Consider the following 25,670-nt stretch of genomic DNA (forward strand, 5'->3'; position numbering starts at 1 on the left):
GGGAAAGGTGTATCGGAATGATTTATGATATTATAGTTATCGGCGGTGGCCCGGCTGGGATGACAGCCGCAATAAAAGCAAAAGAGACAGCACCATCGGCTTCGGTAAAGCTTATAGATAAAAACAAAAAACTCGGAAAGAAGCTGTATGCGACGGGAAATGGCAAATGTAACATTGCAAATACGAAGCTTGATCTGTCGTGCTATTCCAGTGCAAATGAATTTTTCCCATTTCAGTTCGTAACAACGGACAGTCATAATGATGTCATGGATTTTTTTGAAAGTCTTGGTGTTTCCAGCTATGATGATAATGGATATATATATCCTGCATCGCTGCAGGCATCTACCATAGTGTGGGCACTGACGGACAGGCTCAAAATTCTTGGTATAGAAAACAGCACATCGGAAGAAGTCCTGAGTATAAAACAGGGAAAAGATGGTACATATATTGTAGACACAGACAAAGGCGGGTATAGGACGACCCAGGTGATACTTGCACCCGGAGGTGCGGCTGCGCCAAAGCTTGGCGGATCTGATAGAGTATACAGACTTCTGGATGATCTGAATGTACGGTTTGTGAAACCGCATCCGGCTCTGTGTAAATTAAAATGCCATGAATATATATCTGATATGTCAGGGGTACGTGCAAAGGCTGTTGTCCGCCTAATGTGTGATGGCGAGGAGTATGACCACGAGAGAGGCGAGGTTCAGTTTGCATCGGGATATCTTTCGGGTATAGCGGTTTTTAATATGAGTATACAGTGTATAGACCTGATGGAGACTGGCAAGAAGCCATACATAGAACTTGAACTTGTTCCGGACATCAGTGATGATATGCTGGCGGACAGGATGAGACGATTTGCCGAGGTAAATGGCAGACGGAGAGTCGAGGCGATGCTCAATGGTATTGTCAACGAGAAGATCGCCGGGTATATTATAAAAAGTCTTGGTATCAAAGCTTCTGAAGCGGCCGGACTTGACGCGGCTGATATAACATCCATATGTGATATGCTCAAACATATGAGATTCAACATAGATGGATTCGGCAGCTATGAGGACAGCCAGGCGGCAAGCGGTGGAGTTGACACATTGCAGCTCAGGGCAGATAACCTGGAACTTGCTGGACACAGAGGTTTATACGCCGCTGGAGAGTATGTCGATGTGACCGGCAAATGTGGTGGATATAATATAATGTGGGCTGTTATAAGCGGCATGAGAGCCGGGGAGTCTGCAGGAAAGAGAATAAAAGATGATCAGAATTAACAATGTAAAACTGCAGCTTGGATTTACAGAGGCAGATGTTAGAAGTGTTATTAAAAAGACGCTGAAGACAGATAAGGAGTTTGAGTATATTTTTTTCAAGCTGTCTCTTGATGACAGGCGGAGAAACCAGGTGAAATATATTGCATCCATAGATGTGGATGTTCCGAATCCGGAAAAATTATTGAAAAGACTTCACAATAATAATGTTATGTTAACAAATGCTACCCAATATAGATTTCCGGAGCCGGGAAATGTCAAAATGACCTATAGGCCTGTGGTGATAGGAACAGGACCGGGTGGCTTATTTGCTGCACTGTATCTTGCCAGAGCCGGATACAGACCGGTTGTTTTTGAGCGCGGCATGGATGTTGACAGGAGAATGGAGCATATAGAGAGATTCTGGAAGGGTGAGGAAGGACTTGATCCAAATTGTAATGTACAGTTTGGAGAGGGCGGCGCAGGAACCTTTTCGGACGGCAAGCTGAATACGGTCATAAAGGATGGCTCGGGCAGACGCACTGAGGTCATGCGGACATTTGTGGAGTATGGTGCAGATCCGTCCATAATGTATATAAATAAGCCACATGTGGGCACTGATGTGCTGTCTGGTATTGTAAGGAATATGCGTGAGGATATAAAGAGACTTGGCGGAGAGGTACATTTTGATTCACTTTTTACCGGTTATGATCAGATCACACAGGATGAGGTGTGTGTACATATAAAGAACCTTTCAGTTGGCAGTGAGAAGGAATACAGGACAAATGCCCTTGTTCTGGCACTTGGACACAGCTCAAGGGATACTGTGGAGATGCTTTACAAAAAAGGTGTTCCGATGGAGCCAAAGCCATTTGCCATGGGACTTCGTATCGAACACAAGCGAGCAGATATAGATGTCATGAAGTATGGCGATGATCCGGCGTATGCAAAGCTGCTGCCGGCGGCAGACTACAAGATGACGCATCAGGCGTCAAATGGCAGGGCTGTATATTCATTCTGTATGTGCCCTGGAGGTTACGTGGTGAATGCATCATCCGAGCACGGTGAGACGTGTGTGAATGGTATGAGCTACAGCGGCAGGGATGGTGAGAATTCCAACAGCGCCATTGTGGTAAATGTTACCCCGGAGGATTACGGGTCAGATCATCCTCTTGCGGGAATGAAGTTTCAGAGAAGATGGGAGAAGGCCGCATACGAGGCCGGACAGGGGGCTGTTCCGGTGCAGCTCTTCGGAGATTACAGAAGGGACATTCCTACGGAAAAGCTGGGCGGTGTTAAGCCTCAGATTAAGGGTAAGTGCAGGCTTACAAGCCTCAAATGCTGTTTGCCAGAGTATATAAAGGATGCTATAATAGAAGGAGTTGTGTCCTTTGATAAGAGGATGCCGGGATATTCATCTGACGATGCAGTTCTCTCAGGAATCGAGGCCAGAACCTCATCACCTGTTCGTATGATACGAGGCGATGAGCTGCGCTGTGAGGGGACATGTATATACCCGTGCGGGGAAGGCGCGGGCTATGCAGGGGGAATAACCTCAGCCGCTGTCGATGGTATGAAGGTGGCCGAGGCCATAGCATCCAGATTCAGCAATGAGGCAATAACAGACGGTACACAGGAGAATATAAATGGATAGAGAGTATTTGAAATACAAGAAAAAGATAGTAATAAAGATTGGTTCATCTTCACTTATTCACGAGGAGACGGGTGGACTTGACTATACAAAGCTTGAGAAGCTGGTGCGCATCATATGTGATCTGAGAAATCAGGACAAGGATGTGGTCCTCGTATCATCGGGAGCCATCGGAGTCGGAGTACAGGCGCTGGGACTTGCCAGAAGACCTAAGACGACCTCGCTCAGACAGGCGTGTGCTGCAGTGGGACAGGGACAGCTAATGATGATATATCAGAAGCTTTTTCAAGAGTATCACAGCACAGCAGCTCAGGTTCTGCTAACATTTGATGTTATATCGTCGGATGAGAGGAGAAAGAATGCCATCAACACATTCAACGAGCTTCTTCAGCTCGGTGTCGTACCGATCGTCAATGAGAACGATACGGTTGCCATCGATGAGCTGGATGACAGCGTGGCATTTGGCGACAATGATACATTGTCTGCCATAGTTGCATCCATGATCCATGCAGATCTCCTGATACTTCTCACGGATATAGACGGTCTGTACACTGATGATCCACACAATAACCCTGATGCAAAGCTTATACCAGAGGTGAACTGTATAGACGACCATATAATGGATATGGGTAAAGGTGCAGGCTCCAAGTACGGAACCGGCGGAATGACGACCAAGATCGCAGCCGCCAGGATAGCAACCAACTCCAACTCGGATATGGTCATAGTATCCGGAGCGGATATGGACAATATTGTTAAGGTAATGAACGGAGAAAGTATAGGAACTCTGTTCACAGAATATAAGGATCATGACTTTGACGTTGTCAGATTTATTTTGAATAAGGAGTATCTTATATAGTTATGAAAGAGACGATAATCGATGCGGCAAAGATCGCACGTATAAATGAGTTATATCACAAGTCCAAGGCTGAGGGGCTCACCGACGCTGAGAAGAAGGAACAGCAGCAGTTAAGGCAGGAATATATATTTGCTGTGAAGAATAATCTCAGGAGCACGCTCAACAATATAGATATCAAAGAGAAGGACGGCTCCATAACCAGACTTCAGGACCTTGATCCTACCAGAAAGGCATAGGCTGGCTTATGAATAGCGAGGATAGTGTAAATTCCGGCAGCAAGGAAGTTATAAGAAAAAGAATAAAAGCAGTCAGAAATGACATGGACAGGGATGATCGTGCGCAGAGATCAAAACTTATATGCAGACGGCTGTCAGCGCTTCCTGAATATGTGAATGCCATCAATATATGTGCATACATCTCCAAAGGGAACGAAGTGGATACAAGGCTCATAGTTGAGAGGGCGTGGGCGGATGGAAAGCATGTATATGTTCCAAAGGTTTATGGACAAGACATGGAATTTATTGAGATCACAGACTACGGGGAACTTGCATCCGGAAACTTTGGGATACTCGAACCGGTTTCTGATGATTTTGAGGAGATCGAAGATGGGCTTATGTTCATGCCTGGGATTGCATTTGATCACAGCCGCAACCGCATAGGCTTTGGCGGAGGGTATTACGACAGATATCTGGCGAGGCATGCAGGGCTTGTCACGGTGGCACTGGCGTATGAATTCCAGATAGTTGATAAGATAGACAGTGAACCTACAGATATCAGACCACATATCATAGTAACAGAATCGGAAGTTATATCATAATGGAGGGTCAATGAACAGAGACGAGATAACAGCAAAGATCGCTGAACTTGAAAAGAAGATACAGATGGATAAGCTGCAAAATGCCGGGGCGGATGATGCCGGAAAAGTTGCAGGACGCACTCAGTCCGGTGATATGGCTGACAGCTATGCGCTGTGCCTTGGCGGTGGCGGCGGTAAAGGAGCGTACCAGCTCGGGGTGTACAGAGCACTTGCAGAGTATGGACTTATGGACAAGGTTACAGCCATATCAGGAACTTCCATAGGTGCGATAAATGCCGTGCTTTTCGCGTGCAATGATCCTGACAGAAGCGAGGAGGCATGGAAGAAGATACATTTTGATACGGTGTTTGACGTTGATCCTGATCTGATGTTCAACGACAAATCGGGATTCATGTCGCGCAGGGAGATGATAAAGCTCATGGACAGCTATGTGGATTATAAAGAGCTGTCGGAAGCTGAGATTACAGTGTATGCAACCATAGCTGTGTGTGTGCAGGATGGTGAAAGACAGGCTGAGTATATCAGTCTTGCAGGAATGGATGCGGATGATATCAGGACAGTTGTCTTGGCATCATCCACCCTTCCTATGCTCTATGAGTCTGTGACTTATAATGGTAAGGAGTATTGTGATGGCGGTCTTGCCGACAATGTTCCGGTGAAGCCTCTGTATGATATGGGATACAGGAATATCGTTGTGTGCGGCCTTAATCCCGACTCAAAGAAAGACATATCTGCATATACAGATGCGGATATCATAGAGATATATCCAAGTGTAAGCCTGGGAGATCTGATAGATGGAACCTTGAATTTCTCTGCAAATTCAGTAAAATTCAGAAGCCTGCTCGGTTATAAGGATGCCATGAGGGCACTTAAGGTTCATTTTGAGAATGATCCTGATTACATCGCGGCGCTGGATTATTACAGGGATATTGATCTTGCGGATATACAGACTCAGATGAGGATGGATGCCGCGGATTCCAGCGTGAAAAATACTATGGATAACATAGGCAGGATACTTGGTAAGCTGGGCATAGAGGAATAACTCCAGTCGGATTTACGCAGCTTTAAAGAAATAGATAAGGATACATAGAGATTATGAATGATTTGGAAAAAGTTATTGACGGCATAGATCTGGGGCTTCCAGCTCCGTTTGCGGAACCGGAGAGGCAGTATTATTTTATAAAAAAGGGTAGGGAGTATGTCACAGCAAGAAGCAAAGAGCTGGGACGTGACCTTACCTGTTCTATACAGACATTTGGCTGTCAGATGAATGTCCGGGATTCTGAGAAGCTTGCCGGAATACTTGAGCAGATGGGATATGTTAGGACCGAGTCTGAACATGCGGACTTTATAATATATAACACATGTACGGTCAGGGAGAATGCCAACAGAAAGGTTTATGGTCACCTTGGTCTCATGAAGCACCTCAAGGAGAAAAATCCTGAGATGAAGATAGCTCTGTGCGGATGCATGATGCAGGAGCAGCATGTGGTGACAACCATAAGCAAGAGCTATAGGTTTGTCGATATGGTATTTGGAACACACAATGTATATAAGCTTGCTGAGATATTTGTGAGCAGGATAGAATCTGGAAGCATGGTCATAGATATCTGGAAGGATGCCAAGGAGGTCGTGGAGGATCTTCCTGCGGTGAGGGAATTCCCATTCAAATCAGGTGTAAATATCATGTTTGGATGCAACAATTTCTGTACCTACTGTATAGTTCCATATGTAAGAGGAAGGGAGCGAAGCAGAAATCCGGAGGATATCATAGCTGAGTGCGAGAGGCTTGCTGACGACGGAGTGGTGGAGATCATGCTCCTCGGGCAGAATGTCAATTCATATGGCAAGAACCTTGAGCATCCGATCACATTTGCGGAACTGCTGAGGCGTGTGTGTGCCATAGAGAAGATACAGAGAGTAAGATTCATGACCTCACATCCAAAGGATCTGTCGGATGAACTGATAGATGTCATCGCGGAGAATCAAAAGATCTGCAGACATCTCCATCTGCCGGTACAGTCGGGCTCGACAAAGATACTGAATGCGATGAACAGACGGTACACAAAGGAGTCATATCTTGCACTGGTTGACCGCATAAGGGCAAAGGTTCCGGAGATATCACTCACCACTGATATAATTGTGGGATTCCCTGGTGAGACCGAGGAGGATTTCCTTGAGACCATGGACGTGGTTGAGAAAGTGCAGTATGACACCGCATTTACATTTATATATTCAAAGAGAACAGGAACTCCTGCCGCCGGAATGGAGAATGGTTCCACAAAGGAAGAGATACAGGATAGATACAACAGGCTTTTAAGGCGTGTGCAGGAGATAAGTGATGTGAAGACCATTGCGATAAAGGGACAGACACAGCCGGTTCTGGTTGAGGGCTTTGACGAGAAGGGCGACGGCCTTCTGACCGGAAGACTCTCCAACAACATACTTGTCCATTTCCCTGGGTGTGCGGAGATGGTTGGAAAGATCCTGAATGTAAAGCTTGTTGAATGTAAGGGATTTTATTACATGGGTGAATTAGCAGAATAGGAGTAGTTGAAGTGGCAGCATTAACACCAATGATGGCTCAGTATATGGAAGTTAAGAATCAGTATAAGGACTGTATTCTCTTCTACAGACTGGGAGATTTCTACGAGATGTTCTTCGACGATGCCCTGACGGCATCCAGGGAACTTGAGATAACACTGACCGGCAGGGACTGTGGTCAGGAGGAGCGCGCACCGATGTGCGGTGTTCCGTATCATGCTTGTGACATATACCTGAACAAGCTGATAGAGAAGGGCTACAAGGTAGCCATATGTGAGCAGATGGAAGATCCGAAGCTCGCAAAGGGTATAGTAAAAAGAGAAGTTATACGTATAGTTACGCCTGGTACAAATATGTCCCAGGCTATTCTTGATGAGACGAGGAATAACTATCTCATGTGTATATTTGGCTGTAATGATGAGTATGGCGTGGCAGTGTGTGATATCACTACCGGAGAGTTCAGATCATGTCATATCTCATCCACATCCAAGCTGTACGACGAGATCAACAAATATTCACCGACGGAGATCATAGGGAATGAGGTTTTTCTGTCATGTGGCCTGAACTTTGATTACATGAAGGAGAAGATGAAGATAACGATATCGGAGGCTCCGTCTCATTATTTTAACGATGACACCTGTGAGGATTTCATTAAAAGACAGTTTAAGGTCGGATCAATAGATGGTCTCGGCATAGATGAGCAGGAGGATATGCTGCTGTCAGCGGGCGCACTTCTCCAGTATCTACATGAGACACAGAAGAACTCACTGGATCATATCAACAGAATAGATATATATTCCATAGAGGACTTCATGATCATAGACAGCTCATCCAGAAGAAATCTGGAGCTGACAGAGACACTCAGGGATAAGCAGAAGAGAGGCTCACTACTCTGGGTGCTTGACAAGACCAAAACGGCCATGGGAGCGAGAATGCTCAGAAATATGATAGAGCAGCCCCTTATCCACAAAGATGATATAGAAGCCAGACTTGACGCGATAACAGAGCTCAACGACTCTGTCATAACCAGAGACGAACTCCGTGAGTACATGAATACCATATACGATCTCGAGAGACTTATGACGAGGATATCGTTAAGAACAGCGAATCCGAGAGATCTTCTGGCATTTAAGACGTCCATACAGCTTCTTCCATTTATAATACAGCTTCTCGGTGAATTCCATTCGGATGAGCTCACCGAGATCAGGGATGGAATAGATGATCTACAGGATCTCTATGACCTTCTTGACCGTGCCATAGTTGATGAGCCGCCTATACTTATCAGAGAGGGCGGAATATTCAAAGATGGCTATCTTGAGGACATAGACACTCTGAAGAATGCCACAACTGATGGCAAGAACTGGATCGCAGAGCTTGAGGCCAGAGAGAAGGAAAAGACCGGAATCAAGAATCTCAAGATAAAGTTTAATAAGGTGTTCGGATATTATTTTGATGTAACCAATTCATATAAGAGTCTTGTGCCGGATTATTTCATCAGAAAGCAGACACTTGCCAATTCTGAGAGATACACAACCGAGGAGCTTGACAGACTGGCTGGAGTTATACTCGGATCATCCGACAAGCTTGTTGCGCTGGAGTACAACACATATGTTGAGCTCAGGGACACCCTTGCTGCAGAGCTCACAAGGGTACAGAGAACAGCACACAGCATAGCCATGCTCGATGCTCTGTGTTCACTCTCATATGTGGCTGTTGCAAATGGGTATGTTAGACCTGAGATCAATACAGATGGAGTCATCGACATAAAGGACGGACGTCATCCGGTCGTTGAGAAGATGCTGAACAACGATATGTTCATCACAAACGACACATATCTGAACAACCATGAGAGCAGGATATCTATCATCACCGGTCCTAACATGGCTGGTAAATCCACATATATGAGACAGACTGCGCTCATAGTTCTCATGGCTCAGGTTGGAAGCTTTGTCCCTGCGGCATCTGCCAATATAGGCATATGCGATAGGATATTTACAAGAGTGGGAGCTTCCGACGACCTTGCATCAGGACAGTCCACATTTATGGTGGAGATGAGCGAGGTCGCCAATATACTCAGAAATGCCACGAAGAACAGCCTTCTCATCCTTGATGAGATAGGTCGAGGAACAAGCACATATGACGGTCTGGCGATCGCCTGGGCTGTCGTTGAATATATAAGCAACAGTGAACTGCTCGGAGCAAAAACTCTGTTTGCGACACATTACCATGAGCTCACGGAGCTTGAGGGTAAGCTGTCGGCAGTCAACAACTACTGTATAGCGGTCAAGGAAGACGGAGACGACATAGTGTTCCTCAGAAAGATCGTCAAGGGCGGTGCCGACAGAAGCTACGGTATACAGGTTGCAAAGCTTGCCGGTGTGCCGGATGTCGTTATAGCAAGAGCAAATGAGATATGTAATCAGCTTATAGACAAGGACATAACCACCAAGCTGAAGGAGATAAAGGTTACAAATGATTTCAAGCCGAAGAAAGAAGACACCCAGATGTCAATGTTCGGCTCACTTGCCGAATCACAGGTGATCGAGGACATAAAGTGTGTTGATCTGTCCAACATGACACCTATGAAGGCGTTGCTTTATTTAAATGAATTGCAGGAGCGACTTAAATAATAAGGAGCGATAAGTAATGATAAAAGTATTAGACCAAAATACGATTAACAAGATAGCAGCCGGTGAGGTTATAGAGAAGCCGAGCTCGGTCATCAAGGAGCTTGTGGAAAATTCCATAGACTCAGGTGCCACAGCGGTAACCGTCGAGGTAAAGGGAGGCGGACTGTCATTTCTCAGAGTCACCGACAACGGAGCAGGTATAAAGAAGGATGAGGTCAAGCTTGCATTTCTCAGACATGCCACAAGTAAGCTTGTGACAGTCGAGGATCTCCTGAGTATCTCTTCTCTTGGTTTCCGTGGTGAGGCACTTGCAAGTATAGCGGCGGTTGCCCAGGTGGAGATGATAACCAAGACCGCTGATGATGTGACCGGTCTCAGATACCAGATACATGGCGGTAAGGAGATATCCAGCGAGGAGATAGGTGCTCCGGGTGGAACAACCATAATTGTCAGAAATCTTTTCTACAATACACCGGCGAGAAAGAAGTTCATGAAGACTGATGCCACGGAGACAAGCTATATCTACGACTTGATGTGCCGTATATGCATGTCACACCCGGAGATCTCATTTAAGTTCATTGCAAATGGAACAGACAAGCTGTTCACATCAGGCAATGGCAAACTCAGAGACATAATCTACCATATCTATGGAAGAGACATCACCTCAAATCTTCTTGAGATAAATGCGGAAAATGACTATATGAAGATCTCCGGATATATAGCAAGACCTTGTATATCAAGGGGCAACAGATCATTTGAGGGCTACTATGTAAATCACAGATATATAAAGAGTGCGGTGCTCACCAAGGCGATCGAGGATGCTTTCAGGACATTTGTCATGATACACAAGTTTCCATTCACCGAGATCAATTTCCAGGTGAGACCTGATCTCCTTGATGTAAATGTACATCCGACCAAGATGGAGTTGAAATTCGCCAACAGTCAGGATATATACAGCTTCACCTACAATGCCATAAGGGAGACACTGTTATTCAAGGAGCTCATTCCTGATGTGGCGCCGGGGAAGGATCCAAAGCCGGAGACCTTCAAGCAGAGGGATGTTGGCAAGGCACCGGAGGCGTTCGAGAATAAGAGGCGTGAGGCGATAGTCAGGGCAGAGGAGCGGACTGTACCGCAGAGTCAGCCTGAGCAGCATCGTCCGGCAGAACCGCAGAATCAGCCTGAGCAGCTTCGCTCGGCGGAGACGCAGACATCACCACAGCAGCTTTGCCCGATCGAACCACAGACATCATCACAGCCGGTCCCCCCGGTTATAGAAATCATAGATGAGACTAGCAGCTCAAACAATAAAGGATCAGACGTCATAGATAATAACAAGACGGAGAAGCCGGCAGGAAACTACATATATGCGGATAGGAATAATGATCTTGAGAGAGCTATAGTACAAAACAGGAATGTGGTAAACGAGAGTCCGGCATATACAGCTCCGGCACCAGCTAGACCTTCGGTCACAGCGGCGACACAAGACTCAACAGTATCTGCAGCTTCAGATGCAGCTTATATTGAGGAAGCCGGGAAAAAATACGTACAGCAGGATATGTTCCAGGAGAAGTTCCTGACAAAGGAGGCCCGTGCGAAGCACAGACTCATAGGACAGCTTTTCAAGACATACTGGCTCATAGAGTACGATGGTAAGTTCTTCATAATGGATCAGCATGCCGCCCATGAGAAGGTTAAGTACGAAGAGCTTATGGAGAATTACAAGAATAAGAAGATATACTCACAGTATCTTATGCCTCCAGCGGTTGTTACACTCAGTGCCGCAGAGATAGAGTTTCTTCATGAAAATATGGAGATGTTCGAGGCACTTGGATATCAGATCGAGAACTTTGGAGGCAGGGAGTTCAAGCTGAACGCTGTTCCTGACAACCTGTTTGGCCTTGATGGCAGAGAGCTTTTCATAGACTTCATAGCTGATGCGAGCAGCAGTGCTAAAAAGGTGACCATAGATACATTTATACACAAGCTTTCCACCATGGCGTGCAAAGCTGCGATAAAGGGTAACACGGAGATAAGTTTCAAGGAGGCTGACGCACTTATAGATCAGCTATTAAAGCTTGAAAATCCATACACATGTCCTCATGGACGTCCGACTGTCATATCCATGACGGAGGCGGAGATTGAGAAGAAGTTTAAGCGAATAGTATAGGAGATAACAGGATGGATAAGAATATGAAACCACTGATAATCCTCACCGGCCCCACGGCTGTCGGCAAGACGTCGCTGTCCATAGGACTGGCAAAGGCGGTGGACGGCGAGATCATATCCGCAGATTCCATGCAGGTATATAGAAAGATGAATATTGGAACGGCGAAGATAGAGCCGGAGGAGATGCAGGGGGTAAGGCATCATCTGATAGATATTCTGGATCCGGCAGAAGAGTTCAACGTTGTGCTTTTCAAGAAATATGCTCTTCGTGCTATGGAGGATATATATTCCCGGGGAAAAATTCCAATCATAGTAGGTGGTACTGGCTTCTATATCCAGGCGCTTTTGTATGATATAGATTTTGAGGAAAATGACAATGATATGTCATACAGGGAAAAGCTGCAGAACCTTGCAGATACCCACGGCAACACATTTCTTCATGATATGCTTGCGGAGGTCGATCCTGAATCCGCCGAGAAAATACATGAGAATAATGTTAAGAGGGTGATCCGGGCTCTGGAATTTTACAAAAAGACGGGCATGAAGATATCTGAGCACAATGAGACGGAGTCCCAGAAGGAGTCACCATATAATTTTGAATATTTTGTGTTAAATGATGACAGACAGAAATTATATGATAGAATAGACAGACGGATAGATATCATGCTTGAGGCAGGGCTTCTGGACGAGGTAAAACTGCTTGTGAGCGAGGGTTACAGCAGGGAGCTGGTGTCCATGCAGGGGCTTGGCTACAAGGAGATAATCGATTATATTCAGGGCAGATGCACTCTGGATGAGGCAGTATATACGCTAAAGAGAGATACAAGGCATTTTGCCAAGAGACAGATCACATGGTTCAAGAGGGAAAAACATGTGACCTGGGTTGATAAAAGTGAGTATGACAGCGAGTCTGAAATATTGTCATTTATGCTGGACAGGCTTCGCGAAAAGGAGATTATACAGAGATGAAAGATATGTTAAAGGATTACTACAGATCACTGAATGTGGATGAAAAGGTGTTTGAATACTGCAACAGTGTGGAGGAGAAACTTAAGGATAGATTTGCAGCCATTGATGCTGTGAGTGAGCTCAACCAGCTAAAGGTCCTTAAGGCCATGCAGGACAACAGATTGTCTGAGGCACATTTTGCAGGCTCTTCGGGTTATGGTTATACGGATGACGGAAGAGATGCCCTTGAGAGGATATATGCAGACGTATTTCACACGGAGGATGCCCTTGTCAGGACACAGATAGTGTGCGGAACCCATGCACTCTGCACGGCCATGTTCGGTAATCTGCGCCCGGGAGATGAGATCCTTGCCATAGCGGGAAAGCCGTACGACACATTGGATGAGATCATTGGTATCAGGGAGTCAAGGGGGTCACTTGCAGAGTATGGTGTCACATATGCCCAGGTAGATCTGTTGCCGAACGGAGACTTTGACATTGATGGAATAAAGAATGCGATCAATAGCCGCACAAGGCTTGTGGAGATACAGAGATCCAAGGGATATGCGGTCAGAAAGACGCTGTCTGTACAGCAGATCGGTGAGGCCATAAAAGCGGTCAAGAGTGTAAATCCTGACATCATATGCATGGTAGACAACTGTTACGGAGAATTCGTACAGGATATAGAGCCGTCGGATGTGGGTGCCGATCTTGTGGTCGGTTCTCTCATCAAGAATCCGGGTGGCGGTCTTGCACCGATAGGAGGTTATATATGCGGAAAGAAGGAGTACGTGGAGAATGCTTCATACAGACTCACAACTCCGGGACTCGGCAAGGAGGTTGGAGCCTCACTTGGCAATACAAAGGCTCTCACTCAGGGACTTTTCATGGCACCTACAGTTACTGCAAGTGCGCTTAAGGGTGCGATATTTGCAGCAAATGTATACGAGGGACTGGGCTTTAAGGCTGTTCCTGACAGCACAGAGGACAGATACGATATTATTCAGGCTGTTGAGCTTCAGACTCCTGAGAGGGTCGTGGCATTCTGTGAAGGAATCCAGGCTGCAGCGCCGGTTGACAGTTATGTAAGACCTGAGCCTTGGGACATGCCGGGCTATGATTCACCGGTCATCATGGCCGCTGGAGCATTTGTGTCTGGTTCATCCATTGAGCTCTCAGCGGATGCACCTATGCGCCCACCTTATGCGGTATATTTTCAGGGGGGACTTACATATCCCCATGCCAAGTACGGCATAATAATGTCATTACAGAAAATGGTAGAAAAAAACCTTATAGTATGGTAGATTAATTAGTCGGCCATATAAAATTTTCTCTGGAGCTTGGAGAGGCGGAAGGAGGAAATATGGATAAAAATTATTGCAAAGAGAATTTTGCAGGAGGACATTCGGTCTCCATGAAAGAAATGTCGGAGACTGAGAGACCGTATGAGAAGAGCTTTAAGTATGGAGTTGAGGTTCTCACAGATGCTGAACTTCTGGCAGTCATCCTCAGAACCGGAAGCAGGAAGGCAAATGCGCTGTCCACAGCCTACAGGATACTGGATGCCCATCCGGTCCACAAGGGTATAGTGGGGCTTAATTACCTGACTGTGAGTGAACTTGAAGAGATAAGCGGAGTTGGAAAGGTAAAAGCGATACAGATGAAATGTCTGGCTGAGATATCCAGGAGGATGGCCAGGGCTTCATTTAAGCCGTTTTTGTCGTTCCAGTCCCCACAGAGCATTGCGGATTATTTCATGGAGAACACAAGATATCTCGAAAAGGAATACGTGTATCTCCTCATGTTTGATGCGAAGCATAAGCTCATAAAGGATGTCCGCATTTCAGAGGGAACAGTGAACAGTTCGATGTTATCTCCGAGAGAGGTGTTTGTGGAGGCGCTCAGATACGATGCTGTCTATATCATACTTGTGCATAACCACCCATCCGGAGATCCGACTCCGAGCGGTCAGGATATAGATATCACCAGAGAGATGGACAGAGCTGGGGAACTGATAGGGATAGAGCTTTCAGATCATATTATTTTAGGAAATAACTGCTATGTCAGCTTAGCTGAGCGAGGTATTTTATAATGAAACGAAGACGAAATAGGAATAGAAAAAGAATAGAGATCACACCGAGATATTTTTTGCTTGGACTCACAGGCTTTTGCGTTGTGCTCATGCTTGTATCTCTCTTTGCGGGGGGAATATTTGCACCGGTGAGGAATTTTACCAACATATTTGTCCAGCCCATGCAGAAAGGGGTAAATACCATAGGCAGATGGGTTCAGAGCAAAACTGAGGCATTCCAGAATTACGACGCACTGTTAAAGGAGAATGAAACACTCAAGGATCAGCTTGAACAGAGTCAGAAGCAGGTGGCACAGTACCAGCAGAATTCGTATGAGCTCGAACGTCTTCAGGCACTTTATGAGCTTGATCTCCAGTATTACGATTATAAGAAGACTGCTGCCAGAGTCATATCAAAGGATACCGGCGGATGGTTTCAGGTGTTCTATGTCGACAAGGGAACAGATGATGGTGTTGTCGAGGGCTGCAATGTCATGTATGGCAACGGCCTGTGTGGAATAGTCACAGAGGCCGGAAAGGATTATGCCAAGGTAAGAGCCATCATAGACGATACATCAAATGTAAACGGAATGATATTACCGTCAGAGGCTATTTGTAATGTTGAGGGAAGTGTCAGCAATTATGAGAATGGCTATCTTATCGCTGAAAACATTGACAAGGACGCAGAGGTCGGAGTCGGCGATCAGGTCGTCACATCCTATGTGTCAAGCAAATATCTGTCGGGAATTAACATAGGGTATGTAACAAAAATAGAGGAAGATTCCAACAATCTTACAAAGACTGCATATATCACTCCGGCATGTGATTTTTCAAAGATACAGGAGGTACTCATAGTCCTCCAGACCAAGAAAACTGTTTCGGAGTAGAAGTAAAGAGGTTAAACAGACATTGAGAAGAGTTATCACACTTGGATTATTAATCATAATATGTTTTGTGCTTCAGTCAGCACTTTTTCCATATATTTCAGTTGCGGGTGCGACTCCCAATCTGATGCTCATCCTCACGGTGTCCTTTGGACTTATGAGAGGTCGAAAAGAGGGAATGCTGGTGGGATTTTTCTGTGGCTTTTTATATGATCTGTACTTTGGCTTTGCCATAGGCCCTTTTATGATCATATATATGCTCATTGGATACTGTAACGGATTTTTCCACAGACTGTACCTCGTGGAGGATGTACTGCTGCCTATCATCATCATAACACTTGATGATTTCATATTTAATTTCATAACATTTATAATATTCTTTGTAATGCGTAACAGACTCAGTTTTGGGCTGTACATGAAGGATATTATTTTGCCGGATATGATATACACAGCCATACTTACGATGATAGTATTCAAGCTGTTTGTCTTTATAAACAAGCGGCTGAAACGCGCTGAAAAAGGAAGTGAGACATAGTGATCAGAGATATATTAGAGATAATCAAAGATTTTATAGTAGAAAAGTTAAAGAGCCGTATTTTTTATGTCACTCTGTTTTTTTTGTGCCTGTCAGGCGTGCTTGTGTACAGATTGTTTAATCTTCAGATCATAAATGGAGAAAAATATCAGTCCAGCTTCCAGTACAAATCACTTAAGACGGTGTCGGTCAAGGCCACCAGAGGAAAGATTTTCGACTGCAACGGAAAACTGCTTGCATATAACGAATCTTCATACAATCTGAGTTTCACCAGCAATGCAGACCTCACTGAGGCGGCAGACAAGAAGAATATGTCGGTCAATGAGCTAAGAAATGAGATAGTTTATAAGACGATACTTATACTTGAGCAGAATGGAGACAGTCTGTCCGTGGAGCTTCCGATCAAGCTGGATGCAAATGGCAACATGAAATTCACGATAAGCGGCTCACAGCTCAATACATTTTATATGAATGTTTATGGTGCAAGCTCAGTTGATGCCCTCACCGATGCACAGAAGAATGCTACAGCAAGGGAAGTATTTGACTATATGAGAAGTGATGAACTTTTCAATATCTCAGGTGATTATTCGGATGCCTATGTGCTCAAGATCCTTGCCGTGAGATATGAGGTATGGCTCAACAGATACCAGCAGTACATGACAGTGGATATCGCCAACAATATAAGTCAGCAGAGCTATGCTGCGATAACTGAGAATATGGATACACTGCTCGGAATGGATGTGAGTATTGAATCAAACAGAGTATACAATGATGCCATATATTTTTCGCATATAATCGGATATATCGGCAACATTTCAAATGAGGAGCTCGAGGAGTACAATGCGAAGCTTGACGAGAATCAGCAGTATGATTCCAATGATATGGTTGGAAAGCTTGGTTTGGAACAGTCGTACGAGGATCAGCTTCGTGGTGTTGACGGTTCCCAGAAGATGTACGTTGACAACATGGGAAAAGTCCTTGAAATTATAGAAAAGACTGATTCTGTTGCAGGAAACGATATTTACCTCACACTTGACTCTGATCTTCAGAAATACTGCTACAACGCACTTGAAAAGGAATTGTCGTATATTCTCCTTGCAAATCTCAAGAACGTGACGACATCCAAGGAGAAAGAGGATATACCTATAACGGATGTGTACTCGGCATTCTTTGACAACAACATTATAGACATAAAGGCCCTTAATGCTGCGAATGCAACTGACAATGAAAAGAATGTGTACAACACATTTGTATCAAGCAAGCAGTACACACTCAATGCGCTTTCGGACATTCTGAAGAGCAGTCACACGGAACTGTATAATCTTTCGGATCAGTACAAGGATTATATGGAGTTTATATGCGAGACGCTGAGCTCAAACGGCATATATGACAGCAGTGCAGTGGATAAGGACAGTGACACATATAACAACTATGTAAATGACAAGATATCATTATATGAGTATCTGAAATACTGCATAAGCCAGGGAGTAATAGACATAACCGGCATTCAGACAAGCAGTGATTATTATGATACGGATGAGATATACAATGTTATTGTCGATTATGTACTCAAAGAATTTGAGGATGACTCCGATTTCGACAAACGAGTCTTCAAATATATGATATTATCAGGTGAAATAACAGGTTCCCAGGTAATATACCTGTTATACGACCAGGGAATCCTTAATAGTACAACAGACGAAGATTACGAGGAATTTACGTCAGGTGTCCTCAGCAATTTTGAATTTATTTACAGAAAGATCAAAAAGCTTGAGATAACACCTGCCATGCTTGCTCTTGACCCATGCTCGGGATCCATCGTGGTGGTCGATCCGGCGACAGGAACTGTAAGGGCTATGGTAAGCTACCCAAGCTACGACAACAACAAGCTCACAAATGTGATCGATCCTGACTATTATGCCAAGATAACAGAAGATAAGACGACCCCTATGTACAATCGTGCAACCATGCAGAGAACTGCACCGGGTTCCACATACAAGATGCTCATTGCTGCAGCTGGTCTGCAGGAGGGCGTTATAGACGTTGGATCAGTTATAACTGATTACGGTACATTCTCAAAGGTTGTTCCTTCACCGGCCTGCTGGCTCAGAAGCGGACACGGAACACTTGGTCTCGCTGACGCCATAGAGGTATCGTGTAACGGTTTCTTCTATGAGGTTGGATACCGCCTTGCCACAGACAGCAAGGGAGTATATCAGGATGCACAAGGTATAGATAAGATACAGAAGTACGCTTCGTTATTTGGACTTGACCAGAAGTCAGGTGTGGAGATAGAAGAGATGGATCCGCATGTGTCAGATACTGATGCGGTACGTTCTTCTATCGGACAGGGTACAAATAACTATGCGCCTGTCCAGCTTGCCAGATATGTGACAACCATCGCCAATGAGGGCAACTGTTATGACCTGACACTGGTGAACGAGATAAAAAATATAGATGGAAGAACAGTGTATAAGAGTGACAACGTTCCTAAGAATACAGTTGATCTGACGGACGGCCAGTGGGCGGTCATAAAACAGGGAATGCGTCAGATGGTAAGTGAACACACAAGTCCATCGGCTCTTATAAATCAGATAAATGTCAATGTTGCCGGCAAGACGGGAACAGCAGAGGAGGATACCACAAGGCCGGATCACGCATTGTTTGTGTCATTTGCGCCTTATGAGAACCCTGAGGTCAGTGTAACATGTGTTATTCCACATGGATATACATCGGGTAACGCAGAGGAGCTTGCCGGAATGGTGTACGCATATATGTATGACCCTGACAAGCTTGATACGCTTGACATAACAGGAAACAACCAGATGTCAGATTAATTGAGATACCAAAGATATATCACAGAACCTGTGTGTAGGAAATAATATGACAGGAGCAGATGATATGGATGGTATGGACAGATTATCAATCAAGGCAGACAGATCAGGCATAGTTGTCTATGTACCGGCGGCTATGTCTGTAAATGATATCTGCTGCGATCTGTATTGCAGGATCCTCGATAATATAAGTGCCTTCCAGAAAAAAGGAACTGTATGTATATCTTTCAGGGGATGTACCCTGGAGCGTGGAGACACGGAGGAGATAATCAGTTTTTTAAACAGCATTGATAAGATTCATGTCAGATTTGCAGCTAAACCTGACATAGATCAATATACAGGTTCCGGTGTCCGGGATGATGGGGATCGTGAACCACAACAGGCAAAAGTCAGTATGGCTTTGCCGGATATGACTAAAACGCACAGTGACAATGAAAGACCATATATCTTCCGCGGCGACATAGGGAGAAAGCAGACCCTTGAGATCAGGGGAAATGTCATTATCCTCGGAGATGTTGCCAGGGATGCCAGGGTTGTATCCGGTAAGAATATCGTGGTCGTTGGGGAACTGGCGGGAGCTGCCATAGCGGGTAAGCTGGCGGCTGGAAACAATTTCATAATAGCGATGAGAATGTGCCCACAGCTTTTGCAGATAGGAAAAGCGAAAAGTACAGGAATCAGACTTCCGGGTGCAAAAAGAATGCCAATGATAGCTACGAATGATGAAGGGATTATAAATATAACCTACATATGATAGTAAATTTAGGAGGATTTTTATTATGTGTGAAGTTATTGTTGTTACATCAGGAAAAGGCGGAGTTGGCAAGACGACCACATCGGCGAACATAGGAACCGGTCTTGCGTCCCTCGGGAACAGAGTGGTGATGATAGATACAGATATAGGTCTCAGAAACCTGGATGTTGTGCTTGGCCTGGAAAACCGCATAGTCTATAATCTGATAGATGTAATAGAGGGAAACTGCAGATATAAGCAGGCTCTTATAAAGGCGAGGAACTACAACAATCTGTACCTGCTGCCTTGCGCGCAGACCAGGGATAAGACAGCGGTCAGCCCGGAACAGATCATCAAGCTCATAGACGAGATAAGAGACGAGTATGACTACATAATCATTGACTGCCCGGCCGGTATAGAACAGGGCTTTAAGAACGCCATAGCTGCTGCTGACAGGGCTGTCATAGTGACAACTCCCGAGGTCTCGGCCATAAGGGATGCAGACAGGATAATCGGTCTGCTCGAGGCGTATGGAATTGAAAAACAGCACCTCATAATCAACAGGATAAGATATGATATGGTCAAAAAGGGCAATATGATGTCCGTCGATGATGTGGTTGATATACTTGCAGTGGATCTGCTTGGAGTGATCGCCGACGATGAGGACATAGTCATATCGACAAACAAAGGAGAACCGGTCGTGTGCAGCAACACGAAATCGGGACATGCATATATGAATATATGCAGAAAGATAGTGGATGATTCCCTTGAAGTTGAAGATTATTATTCAGGGAAGAACCGCTCACTGCGTTCGCTTTTCAGACGTAAAAGAGCCTGAAGGGAGGAATATGGGGATGAATAAGATATATTTATATAACACAGGAAGTTATGCCAAAGAAAGGCTTATAAGCATGTTGGCTTCAGACAGGATAGGGTGTAATCCGGATTTCCTGGACGATATGAAGCATACCATAAAGCAGGAGATAGACAGATACATCAATGTAAAGGAATCAGATATCGATATCCAGGTCAAGGAGCGTATGCTAGTGGCATATATTCCATTGTTAAGCGTGGATACAGAGAAGAAGGATAACGAATATACATACAGAACAACAGGACGAGGATCAGTGAATTATGAACTTATTCAAGAAGGATCAACTGAACTTAAAACAATTCAGTCTTGATCAGGATCAAAAAAAATACAGTATACTGGATTACAATTTCAAATTGTTTTTCCTGATAATAGCAGCCATGGCCATGGGTACTGTGATCATAGTGAGCGTAGATGAGACAAAACTCACAAAGCAGTTGATCGGTGCCGGGGTGTGTATACTGGGAATGATAATAGTATCACTCATAGACTATAATTTCATATGCAAATACTATATGGTACTATACGCTGCAAATATAGTGCTGCTGGGACTTGTACTGGTGGTAGGATCAGGTGCGGATTCCCATGGAGCCAGCAGATGGTTCCAGATATCCGATTCATTTACCATACAGCCATCGGAGTTTGCCAAGATAATACTGATAATCTGCACGGCTGTTTTTCTTGAAAAACATGCGGATGATCTGAACACGGCAAAGACGCTGCTGAAGCTTGCAGCTTTCCTTGCAATACCGATCGGACTTATATTTGCCGAGCCGGATCTTTCAACCACGATATGTATATGTGCAACATTGTTTATAGTCATATTTATAGCGGGGCTCTCACTCAAGATAATAGGTATTGCGGTACTGATACTCATACCATTCTTTGGAGGCTTCTTCTGGTATATCCAGCAGGACAACCTGCCTCAGTTTCTGAACGGATATCAGAGACAGCGTATACTTGGACATATGTATGGAGGCGGATCCACCCAGGATCAGCAGAACAACTCGATCATGGCCATAGGATCGGGACAGTTGACCGGTAAGGGGATCAACAGCTCTGATGTGGCAACCGTAAAAGATACAAATCTCATATCTGAGCAGCAGACAGACTTTATATTCTCGGCAGTGGGAGAAGAATTAGGTTTCATCGGAAGTGTTATTATTATTGCAATTTTACTGCTCATAGTGTTACAATGTATTAGGGTTGCTAGGCGTTCCGGTGATAAAAAGGGAATGTATATAGCAACAGGTATGGCAGCACTGGTCAGCATCCAGTCATTTATCAATATTGGTGTTGCCACATCCATACTTCCGAACACGGGATTACCTTTGCCATTCATAAGTTACGGACTGAGTTCACTCGTCAGTTTGTGTGCCGGAATGGGCATGGTTCTCAATATAAATTTGCAAAAGAAAAAGTATTAGGAGGATTTTCATGAATATTGGTTTGATAGCACATGATGCTAAGAAAAAACTGATGCAGAACTTCTGTATAGCATATAGAGGAATTCTTAATAAGCATGAGCTTTACGCAACAGGAACTACCGGAAGACTTATTGAGGAGGTTACCAATCTTACAGTTCACAAATATATTGCAGGACATCTTGGCGGTGAGCAGCAGCTCGGATCACAGATAGAGAACAATGACATCGATATGGTCATCTTTCTGAGAGATCCGCTTCATCCAAAGAATCATGAACCTGATATAAACAACATATTTACATTGTGTGATACACATAATATTCCGCTTGCGACTAATCTGGCAACTGCCGAGCTTCTTATACTGGCACTTGACAGAGGAGATCTTGACTGGCGTGAATTCTACAAGTAAATATATTTCAGCACCGTTATCAGGCTGTTGAATATATTTCGGAGGTTATATTATGTTTAATCAAAGCAGAATAGGAAAATACATGCGAAGAAGTATCTCTTTGATACTTGTGTTGTCGATGGTCCTTCTGACCGGCTGCGGAAGCAAGACCTACAAAGCTGGAAAACAGCTCGACATAGGTGTGTTGCCTGATCTTCCGGTGTATGGGGAGCTCGGAATGGCATACGATAACGCTGTGATAGCACAGGGCGAGGAGATAGATGCCGCAAACTACAACGGATGTTATGCCGCTATGCTTGTCGATGAGACGACCAAGGATACCATAGTGGCCCATAATGTACATGGAAGGATATATCCGGCAAGTATGACCAAGATCATGACAGGTATACTCGTTATGGAGAGCATAGAAAAGGGAGATATATCCCTTGACGATGTGGTAACTCTCAACAGAAAGGTAACATTTGACGATTGGGATGCCATGGCCAGTGACCTGGTCGGAGGCTGCAGCCTGACGGTCAAGAACCTGCTGTACGGTCTCATGATAACATCATACAATGACTGTGGTGTTATACTTGCAGAGCTGATAGCCGGCAGCGAATCAGCATTTTGTGACATGATGAATAAAAAGGCGAAGGAGATCGGTGCTACAAATACCCACTTTGTCAACTGTCATGGACTTCACGACGATGACCATTACACTACAGCGTATGATCTGTATCTTATAATAAAGGAATTTTCAAAGCATGACCTTGCGTATGTGATAGATTCACTTGATACATATGATTTCACATACACGGATGCAGATGGCAATGAACAGGTGGTAACCATAGAGCCGACAAATGAATTCTTAACTGGTGAGGTAAATTTTCCAGATGGATACTCGATAGGTTCGTGGAAGACCGGAACCACAGAGGAGGCACTCAACTGTCTTATCATGGAGCTTAAGAACGATTCCACCGGTGAAGAGTATATTGCTCTTGTAGCCGGAGCAGATGGAAAAGAGGCACTGTACAGCGCCATGACTGAACTTATAAATAAGGCAAAGTGATGTGTGTATCTGACATATATGATACGGACATTATTTGTATAAATTTTACATCAAGATTCAGGAGGCATGAAAAATGATTCACATTATTGCAGGAGATAAGGGTAAGGGAAAGACAAAGGCACTGATAGATAAGGTCAACAATGAAGTAAAGGTTGTTTCCGGTACGGTAGTATTTCTTGATAATAACAACAAGCATCTCTATGAGCTCAGCAACAGAGTCAAGATGATCAACTGTACAAGCTATGGAATTAGCAAGCTGGATTCGTTCACCGGATTCGTGCGAGGAATAATCTCCCAGAACAGTGATATTGAGAAGATTTATATAGATAATTTTAAGACGGTTGCATACGTTGGAGAGTCACATATCGTTGAGGCATTGGACGAGATAAAGAACATATCCGATATGTTCAATGTTGATATAGTGATCTGTCTGGCAACAGATGTCAATGACGTACCAGAGGATTTCAAGGACTGCGTTATTGCGGCATTATAAGCTGGATGCCGCCTTATATTTCAGATAGAATGTGGTTGGCATATGTATGTTGCCAGCCATTTTCTGTGCCAGAGTAAATTACGGGAGACATATTATGGCGACAATAAAACGAAAAAAACAAAAGACAAAGATCGAACTTCCAAAGCTTAAAATGCCGGGCTTTGGAACATTCCTTTTTGCACTCGTATTCATATATATACTCATCAGGGTCGTTGCGTATGTTAATGATTCTGATCCGATAATATTCACGGTTGAGCAGAGTACGTACGATACTGATTTCACGGCTACAGGGCTTGCGGTAAGAAGTGAGACTGTCATAACCGCCTCGGCGACGGGAACACCATGCTACTATATAAGAGATGGCGAGAAGGTATCCAAGGGTGCAAATATATATGCCATTGACAGCTCGGGCTCCATGCAGGCAGCAATGAGCGACATGCAGGAGAATGGTTCAGCACTTCTCACGAGCGCAGATTACACAAGTCTGAACAATCAGATAAAGATGTTCAAAAATGGATTTTCGGCATCCAATTTTGGTAATGTATATAATTTCAAGACAAGCATCGACAACAAGCTTTTAGAGCTCTATGAGGAGCTTGCTCTTGAGCAGGTCAGCAATGGTTCTTCATCATTTTCACTTGATGCCCAGAAGGCGCCATTCAGCGGACTTGTCACATACTATCAGGATGGATATGAGAGCGTCGATGTGAAGAATCTGACACCTGAGCTTTTTGATAAAACTGTGTATACAAAACAGTCACTCAAGTCAGATGGCCAGGTTTCTGCGGGCAGCGCTGTATGTAAGCTTATCAGCGATGAGGAATGGAATATTGCCATATCGCTCAGCAAGGATGAATTTGAGAAGGTTACACAGAATGAATACGCTTCATTTACCATCAATAATTCGAGCAGAAAGATCAGATCGACATACGATAAGATCGAAAAAGATGGTCATTATTATATAGTGGTATCATTCAACAAATATATCGCGCAGTATGTAAATGAAAGATTTCTGGACATCAACTTCATGTTCGAGGAATCCAGTGGTCTGAAGATACCGGCTTCATCCGTAATAACAAAGGATGTATATATGATACCTGTGGATTACCTGACAGGAGGCAGTGGTGATTCAGATCTGACTCATTTTAATCAGGTAACATATGGCAATTCGGGAAGCACTTCAATAAAACAGATATCACCGATAATATATTTTACCGACAAGAGATTCTGTTATGTTGATCCGTCAAGTATAGATTCCGATGCGGTACTGCAGAAGAATAATTCCAAGGAGACATTTTCCGTTGCCACAGCCGCCAAGTATACGATGGATGGTGTTCTGTGTGTATCAAGAGGAACTGCGGAATTCAGAAGAATAGAGGTTATCGTATCGGGCGATGATTACTCGATCATCAAGCCGGATCTTTCATATGGAATATCCAGATATGACAGAATATTACTGGACGGACATTCCATGAAAGAGGGAGAGCTTATATATCAATAGTACAGACACAGGAG

23 protein-coding genes are annotated in these 25,670 nt (G+C 44.4%); all 23 read left to right on the forward strand.

Annotation, left to right across the window (positions count from 1 at the left end; genetic code table 11):
- Positions 1-17 precede the first annotated feature (17 nt).
- Positions 18-1,262: an aminoacetone oxidase family FAD-binding enzyme gene (locus OCV54_RS03215; RefSeq protein WP_055222622.1), complete on the forward strand. Its 1,245-nt coding sequence runs from the start codon at positions 18-20 to the stop codon at positions 1,260-1,262.
- Positions 1,249-2,892 carry an NAD(P)/FAD-dependent oxidoreductase gene (locus tag OCV54_RS03220; protein WP_055222624.1) on the forward strand — a complete coding sequence of 548 codons (1,644 nt, stop codon included), beginning with the start codon at positions 1,249-1,251 and terminating at the stop codon, positions 2,890-2,892. Before OCV54_RS03215 ends, OCV54_RS03220 begins: the two co-directional genes overlap by 14 nt.
- Complete coding sequence (gene proB, locus OCV54_RS03225; protein ID WP_055222626.1) at positions 2,885-3,745, forward strand: glutamate 5-kinase; 861 nt, start codon at positions 2,885-2,887, stop codon at positions 3,743-3,745. Before OCV54_RS03220 ends, proB begins: the two co-directional genes overlap by 8 nt.
- Before the next feature lie 2 nt (positions 3,746-3,747).
- Positions 3,748-3,981 (forward strand): DUF896 domain-containing protein, encoded by a 234-nt coding sequence (locus OCV54_RS03230; RefSeq protein WP_015534916.1) that lies wholly within the window; start codon positions 3,748-3,750, stop codon positions 3,979-3,981.
- A gap of 8 nt (positions 3,982-3,989) precedes the next feature.
- Entirely contained in the window at positions 3,990-4,562 is a 573-nt protein-coding gene (locus OCV54_RS03235; RefSeq protein WP_055222628.1) for a 5-formyltetrahydrofolate cyclo-ligase, read from the forward strand.
- 10 nt (positions 4,563-4,572) lie between these two features.
- Positions 4,573-5,604: a patatin-like phospholipase family protein gene (locus OCV54_RS03240; RefSeq protein WP_055222630.1), complete on the forward strand. Its 1,032-nt coding sequence runs from the start codon at positions 4,573-4,575 to the stop codon at positions 5,602-5,604.
- Between the two features lie 53 nt (positions 5,605-5,657).
- Positions 5,658-7,109 (forward strand): tRNA (N6-isopentenyl adenosine(37)-C2)-methylthiotransferase MiaB, encoded by a 1,452-nt coding sequence (gene miaB / locus OCV54_RS03245; RefSeq protein WP_055222632.1) that lies wholly within the window; start codon positions 5,658-5,660, stop codon positions 7,107-7,109.
- 29 nt (positions 7,110-7,138) lie between these two features.
- Positions 7,139-9,736 (forward strand): DNA mismatch repair protein MutS, encoded by a 2,598-nt coding sequence (gene mutS, locus OCV54_RS03250; protein ID WP_082419759.1) that lies wholly within the window; start codon positions 7,139-7,141, stop codon positions 9,734-9,736.
- A gap of 16 nt (positions 9,737-9,752) precedes the next feature.
- Entirely contained in the window at positions 9,753-11,906 is a 2,154-nt protein-coding gene (gene mutL / locus OCV54_RS03255; protein ID WP_055222636.1) for a DNA mismatch repair endonuclease MutL, read from the forward strand.
- 11 nt (positions 11,907-11,917) lie between these two features.
- Positions 11,918-12,874 (forward strand): tRNA (adenosine(37)-N6)-dimethylallyltransferase MiaA, encoded by a 957-nt coding sequence (miaA, locus tag OCV54_RS03260; RefSeq protein ID WP_172678731.1) that lies wholly within the window; start codon positions 11,918-11,920, stop codon positions 12,872-12,874.
- Positions 12,871-14,157, forward strand: coding sequence for a methionine gamma-lyase family protein (locus OCV54_RS03265; RefSeq protein WP_055144461.1), 1,287 nt, complete (start codon positions 12,871-12,873; stop codon positions 14,155-14,157). The genes miaA and OCV54_RS03265 overlap by 4 nt, the downstream gene beginning before the upstream one ends.
- A gap of 59 nt (positions 14,158-14,216) precedes the next feature.
- Positions 14,217-14,945, forward strand: coding sequence for a RadC family protein (radC, locus tag OCV54_RS03270; protein ID WP_055222638.1), 729 nt, complete (start codon positions 14,217-14,219; stop codon positions 14,943-14,945).
- Positions 14,945-15,811 carry a rod shape-determining protein MreC gene (mreC, locus tag OCV54_RS03275; protein ID WP_070099076.1) on the forward strand — a complete coding sequence of 289 codons (867 nt, stop codon included), beginning with the start codon at positions 14,945-14,947 and terminating at the stop codon, positions 15,809-15,811. Before radC ends, mreC begins: the two co-directional genes overlap by 1 nt.
- A 22-nt stretch (positions 15,812-15,833) precedes the next feature.
- On the forward strand, positions 15,834-16,343 hold the full coding sequence (gene mreD / locus OCV54_RS03280; RefSeq protein WP_022216476.1) for a rod shape-determining protein MreD: 510 nt from the start codon (positions 15,834-15,836) through the stop codon (positions 16,341-16,343).
- The gene (locus tag OCV54_RS03285) at positions 16,343-19,180 is read left to right on the forward strand and encodes a penicillin-binding transpeptidase domain-containing protein (RefSeq protein ID WP_055222640.1); all 2,838 of its coding nucleotides are present in this window, start codon (positions 16,343-16,345) and stop codon (positions 19,178-19,180) included. Before mreD ends, OCV54_RS03285 begins: the two co-directional genes overlap by 1 nt.
- 46 nt (positions 19,181-19,226) lie before the next feature.
- A complete protein-coding gene (locus OCV54_RS03290) occupies positions 19,227-19,931 on the forward strand; it encodes a septum site-determining protein MinC (RefSeq protein ID WP_055144455.1) in 705 nt (234 codons plus the stop codon).
- A 25-nt stretch (positions 19,932-19,956) separates the two neighbouring features.
- Entirely contained in the window at positions 19,957-20,748 is a 792-nt protein-coding gene (minD, locus tag OCV54_RS03295; protein ID WP_022216474.1) for a septum site-determining protein MinD, read from the forward strand.
- A 16-nt stretch (positions 20,749-20,764) separates the two neighbouring features.
- Complete coding sequence (locus OCV54_RS03300; protein ID WP_015534928.1) at positions 20,765-21,094, forward strand: cell division topological specificity factor MinE; 330 nt, start codon at positions 20,765-20,767, stop codon at positions 21,092-21,094.
- The gene (locus OCV54_RS03305) at positions 21,045-22,208 is read left to right on the forward strand and encodes an FtsW/RodA/SpoVE family cell cycle protein (RefSeq protein ID WP_015534929.1); all 1,164 of its coding nucleotides are present in this window, start codon (positions 21,045-21,047) and stop codon (positions 22,206-22,208) included. The genes OCV54_RS03300 and OCV54_RS03305 overlap by 50 nt, the downstream gene beginning before the upstream one ends.
- Before the next feature lie 10 nt (positions 22,209-22,218).
- Positions 22,219-22,614, forward strand: coding sequence for a methylglyoxal synthase (locus tag OCV54_RS03310; protein WP_022216472.1), 396 nt, complete (start codon positions 22,219-22,221; stop codon positions 22,612-22,614).
- Between the two features lie 52 nt (positions 22,615-22,666).
- On the forward strand, positions 22,667-23,662 hold the full coding sequence (locus OCV54_RS03315; RefSeq protein WP_242859623.1) for a D-alanyl-D-alanine carboxypeptidase family protein: 996 nt from the start codon (positions 22,667-22,669) through the stop codon (positions 23,660-23,662).
- Positions 23,663-23,735: 73 nt separating this feature from the next.
- The gene (locus tag OCV54_RS03320; protein ID WP_015534931.1) at positions 23,736-24,155 is read left to right on the forward strand and encodes a hypothetical protein; all 420 of its coding nucleotides are present in this window, start codon (positions 23,736-23,738) and stop codon (positions 24,153-24,155) included.
- Positions 24,156-24,249: 94 nt separating this feature from the next.
- Entirely contained in the window at positions 24,250-25,656 is a 1,407-nt protein-coding gene (locus OCV54_RS03325; RefSeq protein WP_156327897.1) for a biotin/lipoyl attachment domain-containing protein, read from the forward strand.
- Positions 25,657-25,670 lie beyond the last annotated feature (14 nt).

Source organism: Coprococcus aceti (assembly GCF_025567285.1).
Taxonomy (GTDB): domain Bacteria; phylum Bacillota; class Clostridia; order Lachnospirales; family Lachnospiraceae; genus Coprococcus; species Coprococcus aceti.